Source organism: Pectinatus sottacetonis, from assembly GCF_015732155.1.
GTDB lineage: Bacteria > Bacillota > Negativicutes > Selenomonadales > Selenomonadaceae > Pectinatus > Pectinatus sottacetonis.
Genome location: NZ_WIQK01000001.1, coordinates 2,435,467 through 2,453,742 on the forward strand (window position 1 = coordinate 2,435,467; position 18,276 = coordinate 2,453,742).

Consider the following 18,276-nt stretch of genomic DNA (forward strand, 5'->3'; position numbering starts at 1 on the left):
TAAATAGCTGCAGTATTTGGCTAATGTATGAATGGAGTGAGAAATTATGAAATTATCGACAAGAGGGCGCTATGGCGTTACTGCCATGTATGAGCTGGCCTTGAATTATGGTAAAGGGCCATTGTCATTGCGTACTATTGCCGCTAAGCAGGATATATCCGATAATTATTTGGAACAGCTTATCTGTGCCTTGAGGAATGCTGGTCTTGTAAAAAGTACACGCGGAGCACAAGGGGGATATGTTCTTACTAAAAATCCAGCGGACATTACTATTGGAGATATTATTACTATAATGGAAGGACCGATTGCATTAGTGGATTGTTTGTTAAATGAAGTAGATTCGACGAGCCAAGTATGCAAAAAGGCCGATAAATGTGTTACACGTGGGGTATGGGAACGCGTATGCCAGAGTATCAGTGAAGTCCTTGATTCTATTACTTTGGCTGATTTGTGTGAAAACAGTGGGCAACCTGCTGTTGTAACTAAAAAGGCAGCAAAAAGATAATAAATATTAACGGCTAAATTTTCAAGGGGTGAATGAATTCCGGAATTATACCGGCTCATCACCCTTTTATATTAGTTGTTCTGTTATATCATCAGTATGACTTATATTATAACTATATTGATAATATATAATAAATATTTTATTGTAAGGTGAGGTTTATAATGCAGGAAAAGACAGTTGCCGTTGCAATGAGCGGCGGTGTAGATAGTTCTACCACGGCAGCAATACTGCTGGATGAAGGATATAAAGTGTTTGGAATTACTATGGTTTTAAGCGACGAAGGACGGGGATTTTCCAAAGAAGACAGTTATGAAAATTTAAGTTCAGTAAAAGATGCACATACTGTATGTAAAATGCTTAAAATCAAACATTATGTGGTTGATTTTAAGGATATTTTCAAAAGAGAAGTTTCTGATTATTTTATAAATGAATATATGGCTGCGCACACTCCTAATCCATGCGTGCGATGTAACCATTATATAAAATTTGGCAGGTTACTAAATGAATGTTTAAAATTAGGCGCTGATTATATGGCAACAGGTCATTATGTTTCTATTGAACAAAATAGTGAAGGACGCTATCTTATAAAAAGAGCAGTTGATACGCATAAGGACCAATCGTATGTTTTATATCATTTATCACAAGAGGTATTGAAACGGATTATTTTTCCTTTGAGCAAATATACTAAATCCCAAATTCGTGAAATGGCGGCAAATTATAAGCTGCCAGTTGCTAACAAAAAAGAAAGTCAGGAAATATGTTTTATTCCCAATGATGATTACAAGGCATATCTTAAAGATAATTCGCAGATGCAATTTATACCAGGTAATATAGTTGATATAAAAGGAAATAAATTGGGGCGGCATAAGGGACTTTCCCTATATACAATTGGACAGAGAAAAGGTCTGGGAATAGCGTCTCCAGAGCCGTTGTATGTTATTCGTCTGGATAAGGAAAAAAATGAAGTTGTAGTGGGCAGTAATGACCAAATTTTTTCTCGTGGACTTATGGCAGAGAATTTAAACTGGATACCATTTGATAGGCTTAATGAACCATTGAAGACCAAGGCACAAATCCGTTATGGTAAGAATGTTAGTGATGCATTAGTTATGCCACAGGAAAATAATACAGCTAAGGTTATTTTTACGCAGCCGCAGCGTGCTGTTACACCGGGGCAATCAGTAGTATTTTATGATAATGATATTCTCTTGGGCGGAGGAATAATAACCGTGTCCATAAATGAATAAAGATTAAAAAATACAAGAAAAACAGAAAAATCTATAAACATATATCCTTTATTACTGGAATAATCTTGACATTTTTTTTCTTTGCTTTTATACTTGTTACAAGCAGAGGCGCTTATCAGTATGGGTAAGTGCTTCTTGTAGTTTCATTTAATAATACAATAGGTGTTTTGTTTCGCATGTACAACAATCGTTTTTATAGTTCATAAGCAAAAAATGAATAACAAAACAAGGTATTATAATGGATTATTTATATAGTAGAAAATTTGTAAATGAGGTGGGATGATAATGTCTGTAAAAGTATTTTCTGAGAAGGATTATATAACAACTGAATGGAATGGCGGTAAAACCACACAGATGTATATTTCTCCGAAAAATGAAAACTATGGTGAGAGGAATTTTAAGCTGCGTTTGAGTTCAGCAACAATAGCCACACCTATTTCAAAATTCACTGAATTTAATAATATGGATAGAATTTTGATGACACTTGATAATAAAATAGAACTTGAACATGGGGAACATAAAAAAATTATGTTGAATCCATTTGAGCCGCATTATTTTGCTGGTGATAACAAAACTATCAGCCGGGGGTGTTGTGTAGATTTTAATGTGATGCTGCAAAGAAATTCTTATACAAAAGCAGAACTTTTCCATAATGGGGCGGGTCAATTTGATTTGTACGCTGACGCCGATGATTGTTTTTTGTATGTTTATGAGGGCAGTTACAAAGTAATAACTAAGAATGGTAATTATTCATTAGATGCATCTCAACTTATGCATTTAGGTGATTTTTCTGCTGGTAAGATAATACGCAGTAATATTCATTCTAAAATGGTAGTTTGCAAAATAAACTGGTAAAATATTATGGTAGTTAATATGCTATAATATTTTTAAATATAGTTATTTCGTCATAAAAAGATAGTAAGTTCATAATGTCTAAATATGAGTATGTTTGTATATAATAGATTGTCTAAACGGAGACTGCTTATGGTAATATCTTTTTGTACTTTGCTACTGGCATATTATTATAAATATGAAGAAAACGTTATAGTTTAATTGCTTTGTCAATGCAGTTTTTGTAAATATTTTATGATACAATAAGTATTAATAGAAATATAATAATTATATTATTAATAAAGGGAGCAGGTATGGGGAAAAATATAGAAACCTTTGAACAATTAACAAATATGCTTAAATACATTGCTGATATGTCTCCAACTTATAAGAAGATTGCGATATATATAAATGATAACTATTTACAAATTGTATTTATGACGACCAATGAATTAGCTGAGCAGGTAGGAGTAAGTCAAGGAAGTATATCTAGATTTTTTATGGCACTTGGTTACAGAGGGTATAATGATTTTTTACAAAATCTGCAAAATATTGTCAGTAAAGAGCTGACAGCACCTAAAAGATTACAATTTAGTGAGAAACATGGTATTAAGGATAAATATATGCATTCTATATTTGATAATGAATTGGCAAATATGGAAAAACTTGGTGGTATTATGCAAACAAATACTTACCATGAAATTGTTAATATGATTGCATCTGATAAACAGATAGTACTATTATCAGCTAGAATGTCCGCAACTATTGTTCCTTATGTTAGTTATATATTGAACAAAATGCGGGATAAAGTCTGCTATTATACACCAGCTTCACCTCAATGGGATACGCTAGAGCTTATGGATACGACGGCAGTAAATATAATGCCAGTTATGTTTCCACGTTATCCCAGAATATTAGTAGAAAAATGTCAGAGACTTAAATCTAAAGGATTTGACCTTTATGGGATTACGGATAGTGAATTTTCACCACTAATCGAATGCAGTCGAGCTGCTGTATGTGTACCATTGACGGTATCATCTATTTTTGACATTTATAGTACACCAATGATTTTTTTCAATATTTTATTACGTGACGCTGCTAAAAAAATGCCAAAACTTTCGCGAAGAATGGACCAAATAGAAAAAACAGAGCTAGAAAATAAAGTATACTATTAATAACTATAGTGTTTATCTATAAATTTAGATAAGATGTCACATATAATTAAAAAAATTTAACTTTTTGTGGACAGAATTCTCCCACTTCAAATGCCGCAGGAGGCATTAAGTGTGGGAGCATATCATAGTTGGATCTTTGTAAAACATCTGTTCTTATATTATTTATGAAGACAAAGAAGCTTGTAAATAAATTATTTCAGCTTCCTTGTCTTTTTTATTGAGTGAAATTTACTCTTAAGTGTATTTATAATCACTATGCATTTTTTTTATCTGAGTAAAGACGATAGGGAAATCATATTAACTAGCGCAACAAGAATATAATATGTTAATATATATAATATATAAGAATAATTTTATTAAACTTATAGATAATATTTATATAAGGAGACAATTATGATTTGTCAGAAATGTAATAGAGAAATTGGTAATAATAGATATTGTCCATATTGTGGGCATGATAATAATATTTCAATAATGTCAAAACGGGAAAAAGAAAATTATACTGGGATTACAATTGATGGGGCCGACAATCGGATTCATAGCGGCAGGAACAGAAGACGTGGTCGGAAAACGTTTTTTTCCCAAGCATGGAATCTGTCAACCGGTAATAATATGCTATCACGGATTATTTGGGGAATAGGGATAGTGGCGATAATATCATTTATAATATTTGTGGCATTGCCTTTTTTATCTATAGCTGTTTTGTCAATTATAGTAGTATGGATCATTTTTAAAATGCTGCGGTAATATCAGAATATGATTATTATAAATAATGACTGGGAAACGGAGCATGGAGGATGATTTATATTATTTTGCTGATATTATTTATAATATTAGTGATCTTTTTTTACCAGAAGGCACATTTATATGTGCCTATATTAATGTATCACCGGATTGCTGAAGTAACTGGGGACAGAAATAGTCTGCCAGAGAATAAATTTATATGGCAGTTAGAATATTTGCATGCAAATGGATTTCATACTATAACACCGGAGATGTTATATGACTTTTATACTACAGGCATAAAACTCCCGCGAAAACCTATATTACTGACTTTTGATGATGGATATAAAGATACATTTACAGTAGCACTGCCTTTGCTGAAAAAATATAATATGACCGCGGTTGTTTTTCCTATAGGAAACTGGGTAGGCAAAAAAAATAAATGGGAAAATTTTGGCAAGCAGGAAACTACGACGATGACATGGAATGAATTGATCTTATGGCAGAAAAATGGACAGTCATCAGCGTCCCATACCATGGAACATCCATTTCTAACGAATTGTTCAGAACCGCAGCTCCTTGCAGAATTAGTTAATAGTAAAAAAATTTTAGAAGACAAGTTAAATTCCCATATGGATTTTTTGTGTTATCCCTACGGAAACTTTAATTCAGCTGTTATTTCTATGGCAAAACAGGCCGGTTATAAAGCTGCTTTTGCTATTTTTGAAGGCGTTAATTTGTCGCGACCTGATTTATTTGCCCTGCCGCGAATTCCTATTCCAGCACATCAGTCAAAGTGGGAATTTAAACTAAAAGTAAGCTGTCTGTTTTTACTTTTTGTCGCTATGCGTAAATGGGAAAGAAAGATAAAACAATGGCGTTAAAATTATCAGTATAAAGAGCAGGCAAATATTTTTATTTGTCATTCTCGTGGAAAACCTGTCCTTCGATTACGAAAGTTTTCTCTTTTAGTTCATCTATCATACTTTCTATAGGAGATGTTTGATGATTTAGCCACCATAATACATCATCTTGTTTACAGAATCTGGCAATAGTCCTGTTACGGTAATGATTAAAGGTATGTTCTTCCTGTATACTGCTGAACCCATGGACTCGGGATAATTTATCGAACATATCGTCAAGACCGGATAATTTATCATGGCGTATTTTTTCAGCATGTTTTATGATTTTTTTATCTTGATGTACTAATGGTGGACATAATTTAGCAATAGAATCCATCCGCAGTTTTTTTGCCTCCTGTAGAGCCTGTTCTTTTTGTCGGCGGCATTTGGGACATAATTGATTTTTATAGTTTTGTATTATGGCCGCTTTTATTTTTATGTCATCCGGCAAATTAACAAGTAGTTTATGACCGCATTTTAACTCAATAAGAGTGTTTGCCATGAAAAAGGCTCCTTTATTATATAAAAAGATACTTATTTAATGCTATTAGCTGATGGAAAATTTTGTATAAGCAGTGTGCGTTTGAAAGAGATAATGAATTTATATTATCAGTTATGACAATAAAATATTTGTGGGGAGAACAGGTATATATCCTGATTTAATATATGATATTGCCGTACAATAATGAAAATGAAAAAAATATTAATAATATGTATGATGTTTTTGGCAGTTACTTCCATAGGTTATGCTAAAAACATAAATGACAATAGTAAAATAAATTTAGTTTGGCAGCCTACCTTTGAAAAAGCAAATGATTTATCGGTTCATTCTAAAATAACAGGAGTAAATGTAGTTTCACCTTCATTTTTTACGATAGTCAATAAGAATGGCTTTATAAAAAATGATATCAATGATAAATATATAAAGGGCGTACGTAAAAGGGGATATAAGATATGGCCTTTGGTAAGTAATAATTTTGATAAAAATGTGACACATGAATTTTTACATGATGATGATGCCCGTGCATATATTATTCGCCAGCTTATATTCTATGCAGAGAAAGATAAGTTTGATGGATATAATATTGATTTTGAAAATATTTATGAAGCTGACAGGGATATTCTAGTTGACTTTATCAAGCAGCTGGCAGAAGCTATGCATAAAAATGGATTAATATTATCCATAGATGTTACAGTTCCTTCCGATGACCCTGTATGGTCTAAATGTTATGATCGAAAAAAGCTAGCAGACTATGCTGATTATATAGTCTTGATGGCTTATGATGAACACAGCAGAGTATCAAAAGTCAGTGGGTCTGTGGCATCGATCGGATGGGTGGAAACAGGAATCAAAAATACTTTAAAGCAAGGAGTTCCTGCAGAAAAATTAATTTTGGGTGTACCTTTATATATGCGTTTATGGCAGGAAAAAAACGGAGAGCTTTTGGTAAAAACATTAACTATGCCTGATGCAGAAAAACTTATCAAGCAGAACAATATACAACCACAATGGGATAAATCTGCTGGACAATATTATTTTTCTTATCGTGATCTGGCGAATCATCAATATTTTGTTTGGCAGGAAAATGCTGCATCTCTAAAATTAAAGCTGTTATTGATAAAAAAATATAATATGGCAGGTTTTGCAAGCTGGCGAAAGGGCTTTGAAACGAAGGATATCTGGCCGTTGTTTGCGCAGTTTATAAACGATAATTGATGAGGTTGTGATTATTTATATTTGGCAGAATCAACTATTGATTTATGGCTGATGACAAGTGTTTTTCAGGGGAAAAAGTTGCTGTAAATTCATTAATATAAATTCTTGCTTTTATTAATAATATCTCTTATAATAAAGATAATTAATTGTTAATTTTATGAGAGTGTTTAAGGCATATAATTTAGTTGTAGTGCATAACATCATAAATTACAATCGTCTGAAAGATATAATAGAAAGTCCAGTGTGAGCAGAATTGTTGATGGCTTTACAAACTAAAGTCGATCACAACGGACAGTGATATATTATCACTTTATTGATTACTAATTTTATTGATATTAATATCATTATATTGATATGCTCAAAATATATTATAGCATATCAATAGCGCATTGATAAATGAAACCAATCGTAAGTTTTGTTTGAATTTAGGTTTGTTTATAGAGAATTTTGCGTATTAACGCGTTGCTTGTTAAATGGTCAATAAGAGTATTAAAAGTAATTTTCTGCTATATAGACTCTGGCTCATAATTGGAATATCAAGGGTGATATTCTGAAAAAACTCAGGTAAACGGCAGTACACGCAGTTTATCTGAGTTTTATTTTGCGGAAAAGAGGTCGTTGTATTGAAGGAAAAATTAAAATTATACGGCTTTAATAATTTAACGAAGGCACTTAGCTTTAACATTTATGATGTATGTTATGCCAAGACACCCCGGGAACAAAAGGACTATGTAAAATATATTGGTGAGCAGTATAATTCTGAACGATTGACGAAAATACTGACCCATGTTACTGAAATGATCGGGGCAAAGGTACTTCATATTGCTAAACAGGATTATGATCCTCAAGGTGCTAGTGTAACGATGCTGATTGCCAATAAGAGCATGTCAAGAGAGGCTTATGTAGATGCACGTTCGTTTCATAAACCGGAAAATAAATATTAACAAAAAAAGGAAATAAATGATATAATCCAAAGTAAAAAAGTATAGGTGAAAAAATGGATTATATCAAAGAAAAATTTGCAATAATAGAAGATAACAGACATTCAAGCTATGTAGAACATAGTTTAACAGATATACTTATTATAATAATGTGTGCCGTATTGTGTGGATTAGATGAACTGGCAGATATAACAACTTATGCACAAAGCAATGCAAAATTTTTAAAAAAGAAATTTAATATCACTAAAATCCCTTCTAAAGCTACTTTCAGCCGTATATTAAATATGATGGACGCAGATAAAGTAGCCAGTGTAATTATTGAAATAATGCATGATGCAGCATACTGTGACTTGGGCGATGTTATTGCTGTAGACGGGAAGGCAATCCGTAGTACCTCTAAAAAAGGTACACCGCATTCAGCACTGCAAATATTAACTGTATATTTAACACAAAGCGGCATCGTTTTAGGGCAAAAATCTATACATGAAAAGACGAACGAGATTCCTGTATTCCAGCAGCTATTGGATAATCTAAACATTAAGGACAAGACAGTAACGGCTGATGCGATGCATTGTCAAAAAGAAACCTGCAAGAAAATTATAGCCAAGCATGGCAATTACGTTTTTGGGCTTAAGGAAAACCAAAAGACATTGCACGATGATGTTAAATTTTTCTTTGATGAAGAATTCGATAGCAAAACATTAGATTCTTATACGACAGTTGAAAAAAATGGAGGAAGAATTGAGAAACGCATCTGCAAAAAATGTTCAGATATTAAATGGCTGAATGGATATAAAGAATGGGCAGGACTGAGTTCAATATTTGCAGTTAAGCGTATTACAACAACGAACCGTGGAACCAGTAATGAAACTGGTTATTATATAACAAGTAAGGATACAGATGCCAAAGAGCTTTTACATATTTGCCGTGAACATTGGAAAATTGAAAGCATGCATTGGCTGTTAGATGTAACCTTTTCGGAAGATGAGTGCTCTATTATATCTGAAAATGGGCAAAAAACTTTAAACAGCCTTAGAAAATTGGCATTACTGCTACATAAAAGATATTTAGCTAAGCAGCTTAAAAAATGTAGCATTAAAGCTAATCTGTTAAAATGTCTTATGAATAGCCAACTGTTATGTGAGGTCGCTGACTTATAAACTAACATTTCTTATTTAAGAACAATTATCTTGTTTATGAAACGAACGTGATGTAGATGCAGAAGATGAGTTAGTGCGGGGTAATACCTTTGTTGCCCATTTGGATAAAAGCCATGTCACTGTGCATACCTATCCTGAATATCATCCAGATAACTGTATAGCAACTTTTCGTGTGGATATTGATGTATCGACCTGTGGAGAAATAACACCCCTAAATACACTTAACTATTTAATTGGTAATTTTGACTCGGATATAATTACGATGGATTACCGCGTGCGTGGGTTTACCCGGGACGTCAGCGGCAAAAAGCTGTTTATGGATCACCATATTACATCTATACAGGATTTTATCGATCCTAAAACACTGGAAGACTATGACGCCATTGATATAAATATATATCAGGCTAATTTGTTTCATACAAAAATGTTAATAAAAGAATGTGACTTAAGTAATTATTTGTTTAATACAGACATTTATGAAATACCGCCCAAAACACGATTATCAATAATGAACAGTCTGCGTCGGGAAATGATAGAGATATTTAGTGGAGCCAATATTTTTTAGATAAAAAGGGGACTGATCAGAAAATTGAAACAGCTCACACAGGAAAATGCACCTATTTTAGAAGCTTTGGAAAAATTAAAGCAGATGCGTATTGTTCCTTTTGATGTCCCTGGTCATAAGAGGGGCCGGGGAAATAAAGTATTAACAGATTTTTTAGGGGAAAAATGTTTATCAGTAGATGTGAATTCTATGAAACCGCTTGATAATCTTTGCCATCCTGTTTCAGTCATAAAAGATGCTGAACAGCTTGCGGCTGAGGCTTTTGGTGCTGCACATGCATTTTTTATGGTAGGAGGGACTACTTCTTCTGTGCAGGCAATGATATTGACAGTATGTAAGCGCGGCGATAAGATTATATTACCGCGTAATGTCCATAGAAGTGTTATAAATGCTATGATTTTATGCGGAGCTGTTCCTGTTTATATAAACCCGCAAATGGATAAAACTTTGGGAATATCTTTGGGCATGAGTGTAAATGATGTAAAAAAGTCCATTGCAGCAAATCCTGATGCCAAGGCCGTATTAGTTAATAATCCTACATATTATGGTATTTGTTCAAATATAAAGGAAATAATAAAAACTGCTCATGATAATAATATGTTTGTGTTAGCCGATGAAGCCCATGGAACTCATTTTTATTTCAGTGACAGGCTGCCGACAGCAGCAATGCATGCCGGGGCGGATATGGCAGCAGTGAGCCTGCATAAATCAGGGGGGTCACTTACCCAAAGTTCAATGCTTTTTGTAAATGATAAAATATCAGCGGGCTATGTACGTCAGATAATAAATTTAACCCAGACCACAAGCGGATCTTATTTATTAATGTCCAGTCTGGATATTTCGCGGCGAAATTTAGCATTGAAAGGACACCAGATAATCAATTCTGTAATAGATTTAGTAGAATATGCCCGCAGTGAAATAAATAATATAGGTGATTATTATGCCTATTCAAAAGAAAAAATAAATGGTGACTCTATATATGATTTCGACATTACCAAGCTTTCTGTATATACCCGTTCTATAGGGCTGGCAGGAATTGAAGTATATGATATCTTACGGGATGAATATGATATTCAAACTGAATTTGGTGATTTAGCAAATATACTGGCATATGTTTCTGTTGGCGACAGACCGCGCGATGTAGAACGTCTTGTCAGTGCCATGGCAGAAATTCGCCGCATATATAAGAAAGATTCTTCTGGCATGCTGGAAGCAGAGTATATAAATCCTAAAGTTGTTTTACCGCCGCAGGAGGCGTTTTATACAAGTAAGGAAAAATCAGTATTACTTAATGATAGCGTAAATAAAGTATGCACAGAATTTGTTATGTGCTATCCACCGGGAATTCCTATCTTGGCACCGGGAGAATTGGTTACCGAAGAAATTTTAGAATATATACATTATGCTAAAGACAAAGGCTGCCAGATGACAGGACCAGAAGATATGGGTTTGACACATCTTAATGTAATGGATTAATAAATGAATATAATACGAGGCGATATTTATGGAATTGTGGTTTACAGAAAAACATACGCCCAATGTAAAATTTTCGATAAAAGTTGATAAGCAGCTTTATTCCGGTAAAAGTGAATTTCAACGGATAGATGTGTTTGATTCGTGTGAATTTGGGCGTATACTGGTTTTAGACGGTTATCTTATGCTGACAGAAAAAGATGAATTTATTTATCACGAAATGATTACGCATGTTCCTATGGCAGTGATGCCGCATGCGCAAAATATCCTTATAATAGGCGGTGGTGATGGAGGAACAGCCAGGGAAATATTGCGGTATAATTATGTAAAAAATATAGATTTAGTGGATATAGATGAATTAGTAGCTGAAGTATGCCGGGAATATTTACCACAGACAGCGAAAAGTCTTGATGATCCACGGGTTATATGCCATTTTGAGGATGGGTTGAAATATATACGTCATCACGAGAATGAATATGATCTTATAATTGTCGACTCTACAGATCCCTTTGGACCCGGAGAAGGCTTGTTTACCAAAGAATTTTATGGTAATTGTTTTAAGGCTTTGAAGAAAGATGGGATAATGGTTAATCAGCATGAAAGCCCATTTTATCCAGCTGATTCTTACGCTATGCAGAGAGCGCATAAACGAATTTTTGATTCATTTCCAATAAGCAGAATATATCAGGCTCATATTCCTACATATCCGTCTGGTCACTGGCTGTTTGGTTTTGCCTCAAAAAAATACCATCCTATTCTCGATGCAAACTGGGAAAAATGGCGGGCACTTAAAATAAAGACACGGTATTATAATCCTAAATTACATGCCGGTTCATTTGCCCTGCCAAGTTATGTGGAGGAGATCGTCCGTGAAGTTGAATAGAAATATAGAAACATTTTTGGGCTGTGAAAAAGAATACGATAATGCCAATATAGTTTTATTTGGGGCACCGTTTGATTCAACGGCTTCTTATCGACCGGGGACACGCTTTGCTGCTAAGACAATGCGCAGTGAATCTTATAATATGGAAACATATAGCCCATATCTTGATAAAGATTTGGCAGAAGACAGCGCGGTCTTTGACGGAGGTGAATTGGAGCTTTCCCTGGGTGATACACAAAAAACACTTAGAATAATTTATGAATACACTAAAAACTTGTTGTTTGATCATAAACTGCCATTTATGATTGGCGGTGAACATTTGGTTACATTAGGAGCTTTTAAAGCTGTTGCAGAAAAGTATCCTGATGTACATATAATTCATTTTGATGCCCATGCGGATTTACGCAATGAATTTTTAGGGACACCTTTTTCTCATGCTACAGTACTACATCGCTGTCATGATATAATTGGCGATGGAAGAATTTTTCAATTTGGGATCAGGAGCGGCGAAAAGGCAGAGATGCTTTGGGGGAACGAGCATGTATACACCCGTAAATTTGATTTTATTGGCTTAGATGAAATTATTACCAAATTAGCCGATAAACCGATATACTTTACAGTTGATTTGGATGTGCTGGATCCAGCTGTCCTGCCGGGGACAGGAACACCGGAAGCAGGCGGCGTAAGTTTTAATGAACTGCGTACTGCTATGCAGAAAGTAGCAGCACTTAATATAGTGGGAACAGACATGGTGGAACTTAGTCCCCCTTGTGATCTCAGCGGTATGTCAACGACAGTTGCATTAAAGCTGCTGCGGGAATATTTGCTAGCATTATCAACAAAATAGGTACTGTATTTAGGCTAATATAATTAAAAAATAAAAAAACAGATTCTGTGCTATATACCAGTAAAGACTGACACATATAGTATAGAATCTGTTTTTGATTTGCATGTTTTTAAATTAATTTATGTTTTTTCATAAGCATTTTTAAGGTGTTATAATTTTCCGATGTTAAGTCAGTAAGCGGCATACGCAGCTGTCCCATATTGTACCCAAGTATTTTTAAAGCAGCCTTTACCGGGATCGGATTGACTTCAGAAAATAAAGCCGCAATAAGATGTTCCCAGCCTATTTGTATAGCAGCAGCGTCTTGAATATTTCCGGAAAAATAAGCACAGCACATATCATGTACCTTTTGTGGTGCTATATTCGATAAAACAGAAATTACGCCCTTGCCTCCTAAGGACAGAATAGGGATTACCTGGTCATCATTACCAGAGTAAATATTAAGTTCATCGCCGCATAAAGCTCGTGTCTTCAATACGGAAGTCAAATCACCATTAGCTTCTTTTACTGCGGTGATACGAGGATGCTTAGATAATTCAAAATATGTTTCTGGTTTTATATTTACACCAGTACGTGAAGGAACATTGTATAAAACAACGGGAATGCTGACACTGTCAGCTATATGTGTGAAATGCTGAATTAAACCCTGTTGAGTACATTTGTTATAATAAGGAGTTACTGATAAAATGGCATCGGCACCTGCTGATTCAGCAAACTGTGATAGCTGTATAGCATAAGCTGTATCATTTGAGCCGGTTCCGGCAATTACCGGAATGCGCTTATTAACTTTGTCTACAGTGAATTTGATAATATCCTTATGTTCTTTATCGGTCATGGTAGATGATTCTCCTGAAGTACCGGCTACAAGAATAGCATCAGTATGTTCACGGATTTGAAATTCGATTAATTTTCCTAATTCATCATAATTAATACCAGTGGCGGTAAAGGGGGTGGCAAGAGCCACAGCAGCTCCTTCAAAAATGGGTTTTTTCATAGAGAACACTCCTGTTATTTAATTTCAGACTGTAAAAATATTGTGTAAGGACTTAAATATATCCTTATGTTTTTCTAATTTATCTTCATTGCCGATAACACAAATTGCACTATCCGCAAGACATGTTTTTATCATTGGTGCCAGGGCCTTTATATCAGCTTGTCTTATGGATAATACTTCATCACGTGTTTTTTGCACAGCTGCATCAGTAGTGTTCCTGATATAAGCAGCGGCTGCACTTTTCCCTTTGGCTGCTGGAGTCAAAGGGGTATCCAGATTGCTAATTGTTCCAATAATATATTTATTCATTTCACGGTCGTTTATAGAAAAACTATCCAAAAAGCTTACCATATCTTTATAAACCTGTAAAGTTTTTGTTAAGTTGGGGTCACGATATGAGCCCAAATACAGATTCCCATTTGTATCAAATTTAACAAAAGCCCCATACGCCCCACCCAATACACGTATCTTGTTCCAGAAATATGTGCAGCGCAGGATAGTGGACAATACAAGCAATGCTCCATTATAAGTATAGCCATTTCTTATGAAATTTGTGCCACAACCTACATATTGGACCTGGCTGGAACTTTGAAATCCTTCATTTTTTTTATTTATTGAAAAAGCAAATGGAGCCTTAGCAGTGTTTTTATCACTTAATTTACGGGAGAATGCAGAAAACTCCTGGGAAAATGCAGGATAATCATCATTTTTTAAAGTAATACTTACTAATAAATTTTTACGAGAAAAAACATCTGCCATTATTTTCTTTAAGTCATTCTGTAAGGTTTCATACCGTTCATCAAAATTATCAGCAAGATCTTTTATAAACTGATAAAAAGATAAATCGCCCTGTTCATTATAAGCACCTGCTGGAGTAAAATATGATGCCAGACGTGATGCAACTATTTGATGAGCCGAGTTTAAAATATCAAGCTCCATATTGGTTTTTGACTGAACAACTAATTCTTTTATCCTGACTTTGTCAGTAAAATCACTTTTGCAGATTATTTGTTCCAGCAGGGCGAACAGCTTAGGTATTTTTTCAATTAATACTTTATTTTTAACAATCAGTTTTGGCAGCAGGGAATCAGGTTCATTTTCCCGACTATAGGCATATAGGTCAAAAGATATGCCCCCAGTATCCAGATTGACCGCATTGGCGAGTTCTTCGTAAGAATATTTTTCTGTAGCAACTTTACGCAGGATGTCAACAAGAAAAAATGCTGTTGGCAGTTTTTCCTGTGCGATACTTCCAGCATCGAAATATAAATCAAGATAAGCAATACCATTTGTGTTTATATTATGGGCCAGTACTTTTATATTATTGATCGTTTTTTCTTCCAGAATAAAATTTCTGGCTTTTTTATCAATATCAGCAAGAGCAAGCATAGGAATAGACGCTAATGCTTCCGGTGTGTCAGGTGTCTGCTGACGTTTCTTTAGTTTTTTAGTTGTTTCAATGATTTTTTTCAGTTCAGCTTCACTCATGGCAGCTTTTTTTTGCTGTAATTGTGCAGCTAGTTTCTTTTCCTTGGCTGCAGCAATTTTATCATCAGGAGCAAAAGTGAATAAAAGCTTATGTGGATTATCAATAATTATTTCCTGTAGTAATTTTTCAAAATAATTTGTAGTAATTTTTGTCTTGATATCTTTAAGAAGAGCTTCGTACTGGAGCCCGATTACTGGATCTCCATCATACAGCCAGCTTTTCATCAATTGGATATTATAAATAAGTCCCTTAGGTGCCTGTCCAAAATCGGCTTCGCGCAGTTTAAATTCAATTATATTAAAAGCTGCTTTTAATAATTTTTTGTCAATACCATCAGCAATAAGTTTTTCTACATTATCTATAAAAACTGTACGGAATTTATTAGTTTTTTCTGGTTCAGAACCAGTAACAGTGACATTCCACCATGGCTGTAAAAGTCCATACTCAAAGGATGAAGAAACATCAGCACCTATGTCAGCTTTTAACAGGGCATTACGCAATGGTGCCGATTGTGATTTGAACAATACATAGTCCAGCAGGTTAAGAGCAAAACATTTTGTGACATCCAATGATGTTCCTGATGAAAAATTATAACTCAAAAAGGTTTTATCGGTTTTGCTTTCAGAAGAGGCAATAGGATAAACATCGTGCATTTGTTTTTCCCCGGTAAAGGGTTTTTGTTTTTCAATATGGGATACGACAGCTATTTTATCGAAATGGCTTAAATATTCTTTATCAATAAATTCTAATTTCTGCATTATATCCATTTTACCGTATAAATAAATATAACTGTTAGATGGATGATAATATTTCTTATGGAAATTAATAAATTTTTCCTGTGTCAAAGAGGGAATGCTTTCAGGAGTTCCACCGGATTCAAAAGCATAAGTATTGTCAGGAAACATATTGTTTAATAACTTGCTTTCCAATAATCCCTCAGGAGAGGAAAGAGCCCCTTTCATTTCGTTGAAGACGACACCACTATAGCGAAGAGGAGCATCAAGACTATCAATTTCGTAGTGCCAGCCTTCCTGCATTAAAATTTCTGGCATGGAAGTCATAAGCGGATAAAAAACGGCATCAAGATATACATCCATAAGATTTTGAAAATCTTTATCATTCTGGCTGGCAACCGGATACATTGTCTTATCAGGAAAAGTCATGGCGTTGAGAAAAGTATTTAAAGACCCCTTGAGTAATTCTACAAATGGTTCCTTGGTGCGGAATTTTCTTGAGCCGCATAAAGTGGAATGTTCGACAATATGTGCCACGCCTGTGTCATCTGTAGGTGTAGTACGGAAAGTTATAGAAAAAACTTTATTATCGTCATCATTATCTAAATATAAAAGGCGGGCACCGCTTTTTTCATGAAGAAACTGATAGGAATCAGTGCTTAATTCTTTTATGTGAGATTGCTTTAAAAGTTTAAAGCCGTGGTAAATTTTATTATTTTCAAGATTCAAATTATTAATTCTCCTGTGTATATTAAAATTTAAGTCAAAGAAAAACCTTTGAAATATAATATATATTATATCAGATTATATATGAAAATGCATATTCTATAGCTATATATTTTACACAAGTATTATTATTGAATATAATAATGGAGAGCTGTATAATATTGCCAGGATTAACCATATTATTAGATTTTATCGTTAATAATCATACGAATATTTAAATTCATCTGGAGGTAATAAAACATGAGTACTTTACGATATAAAGGCAGTGCTGTTTTAATTAAAATTATTATAGTACTTTTAGTTAATATCACCTTTGTCTTTCCTCATGCTTATGCATTTAATCTTGTTAATCTAGGTGGAGCGCTGATTGGAATCACCGCACAGTATGCTGAACTTAATAAATCAATAGATTATTGTGATAATAAAGGGCGCAACGAGTATTTTGCAAAAATGAAAAAGCAATATGGAGTGGATACAGATCCGGTAAAAAATGAAATATTAAAAAACATAGTAACACGCTTATCTGCAGCCATTGCACAGAATGATCCATCCATAAACGAAAAACCATATAATTATTTCGTCAATAAAGATAAAAATTTCAATGCCTTTTGTTCTTTAGGACACAATTTAAGCGTTAATTCCGGATTATTTGACCTACTAAAAAATAATGAAGATGAAATAGCTTTTGTAGTAGGACATGAAATGGGCCATGGACAGGAAAATCATATAAAAAAAGGTATAAAAAAATCTCTGCCCATAAATATTATTGCCAGTGTCTGGGGATCGCAGGCAGGTAGCACTCTAGAAGTCATGGGAATTGATGTCCTGGTCAAACAGGCTGATGCCAGCATAGTAACTAAGCCACAGGAGTGGCAGGCAGATAACTTGGGCTTCACTTATGCTGTCGGGGCAGGATATAATCCTGGTGCGGGAGCTGCTGTCTGGCAGAGATTTATTGAAAAAATGGGCCAGTATCGATCTAACTTTGTTGGAGAAATATTTTCACCATCAGATCACCCTAGTGAAATAGACAGGCGGGATAACTATGCAAATAAATTGACCAAATACAGCAATGGACATATGACTGTAAAAAATGGCATAATAAAAATAAATGGCAAGCTTTTTATGCAGGCAGCTTCCCGCCAAATAATGAGTGGCAGAGAACGGGCTTATTTGATAGCCGGAGCAGTTGCAGCAGTGTACCATAATAATAAAAATATACCTGATGCTTATGTTGGGTCCAACGGATACATATATATGGGTGACCAGGATATATGTATCCCTATTGCAGGAGAAGAAAGTGCACAAACTTTGGTTGACAGGATTAATATGATAAAATAATAATAGTAGCTAAATATAATATA

Annotated in this window: 15 protein-coding genes and 2 pseudogenes; 14 read left to right on the forward strand and 3 right to left on the reverse strand. The window is 34.3% G+C overall.

Annotation, left to right across the window (positions count from 1 at the left end; genetic code table 11):
• Positions 1-46: 46 nt before the first annotated feature.
• From I6760_RS11400 to I6760_RS11425, 6 genes are all read left to right on the forward strand, one after another.
• Positions 47-505, forward strand: coding sequence for an RrF2 family transcriptional regulator (locus tag I6760_RS11400; RefSeq protein ID WP_196594528.1), 459 nt, complete (start codon positions 47-49; stop codon positions 503-505).
• A 161-nt stretch (positions 506-666) separates the two neighbouring features.
• Positions 667-1,752, forward strand: a complete 1,086-nt coding sequence (mnmA, locus tag I6760_RS11405) for a tRNA 2-thiouridine(34) synthase MnmA (RefSeq protein WP_196594529.1) — start codon at positions 667-669, stop codon at positions 1,750-1,752.
• Between the two features lie 285 nt (positions 1,753-2,037).
• The gene (locus I6760_RS11410; protein ID WP_196594530.1) at positions 2,038-2,607 is read left to right on the forward strand and encodes a HutD family protein; all 570 of its coding nucleotides are present in this window, start codon (positions 2,038-2,040) and stop codon (positions 2,605-2,607) included.
• A gap of 290 nt (positions 2,608-2,897) precedes the next feature.
• Positions 2,898-3,758, forward strand: coding sequence for a MurR/RpiR family transcriptional regulator (locus tag I6760_RS11415; protein WP_196594531.1), 861 nt, complete (start codon positions 2,898-2,900; stop codon positions 3,756-3,758).
• Between the two features lie 393 nt (positions 3,759-4,151).
• Positions 4,152-4,505: a zinc ribbon domain-containing protein gene (locus I6760_RS11420; RefSeq protein ID WP_196594532.1), complete on the forward strand. Its 354-nt coding sequence runs from the start codon at positions 4,152-4,154 to the stop codon at positions 4,503-4,505.
• 122 nt (positions 4,506-4,627) lie between these two features.
• A complete protein-coding gene (locus I6760_RS11425; protein WP_330997969.1) occupies positions 4,628-5,365 on the forward strand; it encodes a polysaccharide deacetylase family protein in 738 nt (245 codons plus the stop codon).
• 31 nt (positions 5,366-5,396) lie between these two features.
• Here I6760_RS11425 and I6760_RS11430 read toward each other — a convergent pair whose 3' ends face one another.
• Entirely contained in the window at positions 5,397-5,885 is a 489-nt protein-coding gene (locus I6760_RS11430; RefSeq protein WP_196594533.1) for a hypothetical protein, read from the reverse strand.
• Between the two features lie 189 nt (positions 5,886-6,074).
• Between I6760_RS11430 and I6760_RS11435 the strand changes: the two genes are divergently transcribed.
• The 7 genes and pseudogenes from I6760_RS11435 (at position 6,075) to speB (ending at position 12,969) form a co-directional block, all read left to right on the forward strand.
• Complete coding sequence (locus I6760_RS11435) at positions 6,075-7,100, forward strand: glycosyl hydrolase family 18 protein (protein ID WP_231036256.1); 1,026 nt, start codon at positions 6,075-6,077, stop codon at positions 7,098-7,100.
• Between the two features lie 623 nt (positions 7,101-7,723).
• Positions 7,724-7,984: pseudogene (locus I6760_RS11440) on the forward strand (adenosylmethionine decarboxylase); the annotation flags it as partial.
• Between the two features lie 113 nt (positions 7,985-8,097).
• Positions 8,098-9,201 carry an ISAs1 family transposase gene (locus I6760_RS11445; protein ID WP_196592972.1) on the forward strand — a complete coding sequence of 368 codons (1,104 nt, stop codon included), beginning with the start codon at positions 8,098-8,100 and terminating at the stop codon, positions 9,199-9,201.
• 85 nt (positions 9,202-9,286) lie between these two features.
• Positions 9,287-9,766: pseudogene (locus tag I6760_RS11450) on the forward strand (S-adenosylmethionine decarboxylase); the annotation flags it as partial.
• Positions 9,767-9,790: 24 nt separating this feature from the next.
• Positions 9,791-11,242: an aminotransferase class I/II-fold pyridoxal phosphate-dependent enzyme gene (locus I6760_RS11455; protein ID WP_196594534.1), complete on the forward strand. Its 1,452-nt coding sequence runs from the start codon at positions 9,791-9,793 to the stop codon at positions 11,240-11,242.
• Between the two features lie 28 nt (positions 11,243-11,270).
• Positions 11,271-12,122 carry a polyamine aminopropyltransferase gene (speE, locus tag I6760_RS11460; RefSeq protein WP_196594535.1) on the forward strand — a complete coding sequence of 284 codons (852 nt, stop codon included), beginning with the start codon at positions 11,271-11,273 and terminating at the stop codon, positions 12,120-12,122.
• Positions 12,109-12,969: an agmatinase gene (gene speB, locus I6760_RS11465; RefSeq protein WP_330997970.1), complete on the forward strand. Its 861-nt coding sequence runs from the start codon at positions 12,109-12,111 to the stop codon at positions 12,967-12,969. The genes speE and speB overlap by 14 nt, the downstream gene beginning before the upstream one ends.
• A 109-nt stretch (positions 12,970-13,078) precedes the next feature.
• Here the strand turns inward: speB and dapA are convergent, their stop codons facing one another.
• Together dapA and I6760_RS11475 are read right to left on the reverse strand one after the other, a co-directional pair.
• Positions 13,079-13,963: a 4-hydroxy-tetrahydrodipicolinate synthase gene (gene dapA, locus I6760_RS11470; protein ID WP_196594537.1), complete on the reverse strand. Its 885-nt coding sequence runs from the start codon at positions 13,961-13,963 to the stop codon at positions 13,079-13,081.
• A 24-nt stretch (positions 13,964-13,987) separates the two neighbouring features.
• On the reverse strand, positions 13,988-16,915 hold the full coding sequence (locus tag I6760_RS11475; RefSeq protein ID WP_196594538.1) for an insulinase family protein: 2,928 nt from the start codon (positions 16,913-16,915) through the stop codon (positions 13,988-13,990).
• Between the two features lie 237 nt (positions 16,916-17,152).
• Here I6760_RS11475 and I6760_RS11480 point away from each other — a divergent pair, with 237 nt between their 5' ends.
• The gene (locus I6760_RS11480) at positions 17,153-18,253 is read left to right on the forward strand and encodes a M48 family metallopeptidase (RefSeq protein WP_196594539.1); all 1,101 of its coding nucleotides are present in this window, start codon (positions 17,153-17,155) and stop codon (positions 18,251-18,253) included.
• Positions 18,254-18,276: the final 23 nt, after the last annotated feature.

What these genes read in the sequence shown, in the direction of transcription:
- speE (WP_196594535.1), top strand. Translation starts at nt 11,271, where the DNA reads ATGGAATTGTGGTTTACAGAAAAACATACGCCCAATGTAAAATTTTCG.
- I6760_RS11445 (WP_196592972.1), top strand. Translation starts at nt 8,098, where the DNA reads ATGGATTATATCAAAGAAAAATTTGCAATAATAGAAGATAACAGACAT.
- I6760_RS11430 (WP_196594533.1), bottom strand. Translation starts at nt 5,885, where the DNA reads ATGGCAAACACTCTTATTGAGTTAAAATGCGGTCATAAACTACTTGTT.
- I6760_RS11435 (WP_231036256.1), top strand. Translation starts at nt 6,075, where the DNA reads ATGAAAAAAATATTAATAATATGTATGATGTTTTTGGCAGTTACTTCC.
- I6760_RS11420 (WP_196594532.1), top strand. Translation starts at nt 4,152, where the DNA reads ATGATTTGTCAGAAATGTAATAGAGAAATTGGTAATAATAGATATTGT.
- mnmA (WP_196594529.1), top strand. Translation starts at nt 667, where the DNA reads ATGCAGGAAAAGACAGTTGCCGTTGCAATGAGCGGCGGTGTAGATAGT.
- I6760_RS11480 (WP_196594539.1), top strand. Translation starts at nt 17,153, where the DNA reads ATGAGTACTTTACGATATAAAGGCAGTGCTGTTTTAATTAAAATTATT.
- I6760_RS11400 (WP_196594528.1), top strand. Translation starts at nt 47, where the DNA reads ATGAAATTATCGACAAGAGGGCGCTATGGCGTTACTGCCATGTATGAG.
- I6760_RS11410 (WP_196594530.1), top strand. Translation starts at nt 2,038, where the DNA reads ATGTCTGTAAAAGTATTTTCTGAGAAGGATTATATAACAACTGAATGG.
- I6760_RS11415 (WP_196594531.1), top strand. Translation starts at nt 2,898, where the DNA reads ATGGGGAAAAATATAGAAACCTTTGAACAATTAACAAATATGCTTAAA.
- dapA (WP_196594537.1), bottom strand. Translation starts at nt 13,963, where the DNA reads ATGAAAAAACCCATTTTTGAAGGAGCTGCTGTGGCTCTTGCCACCCCC.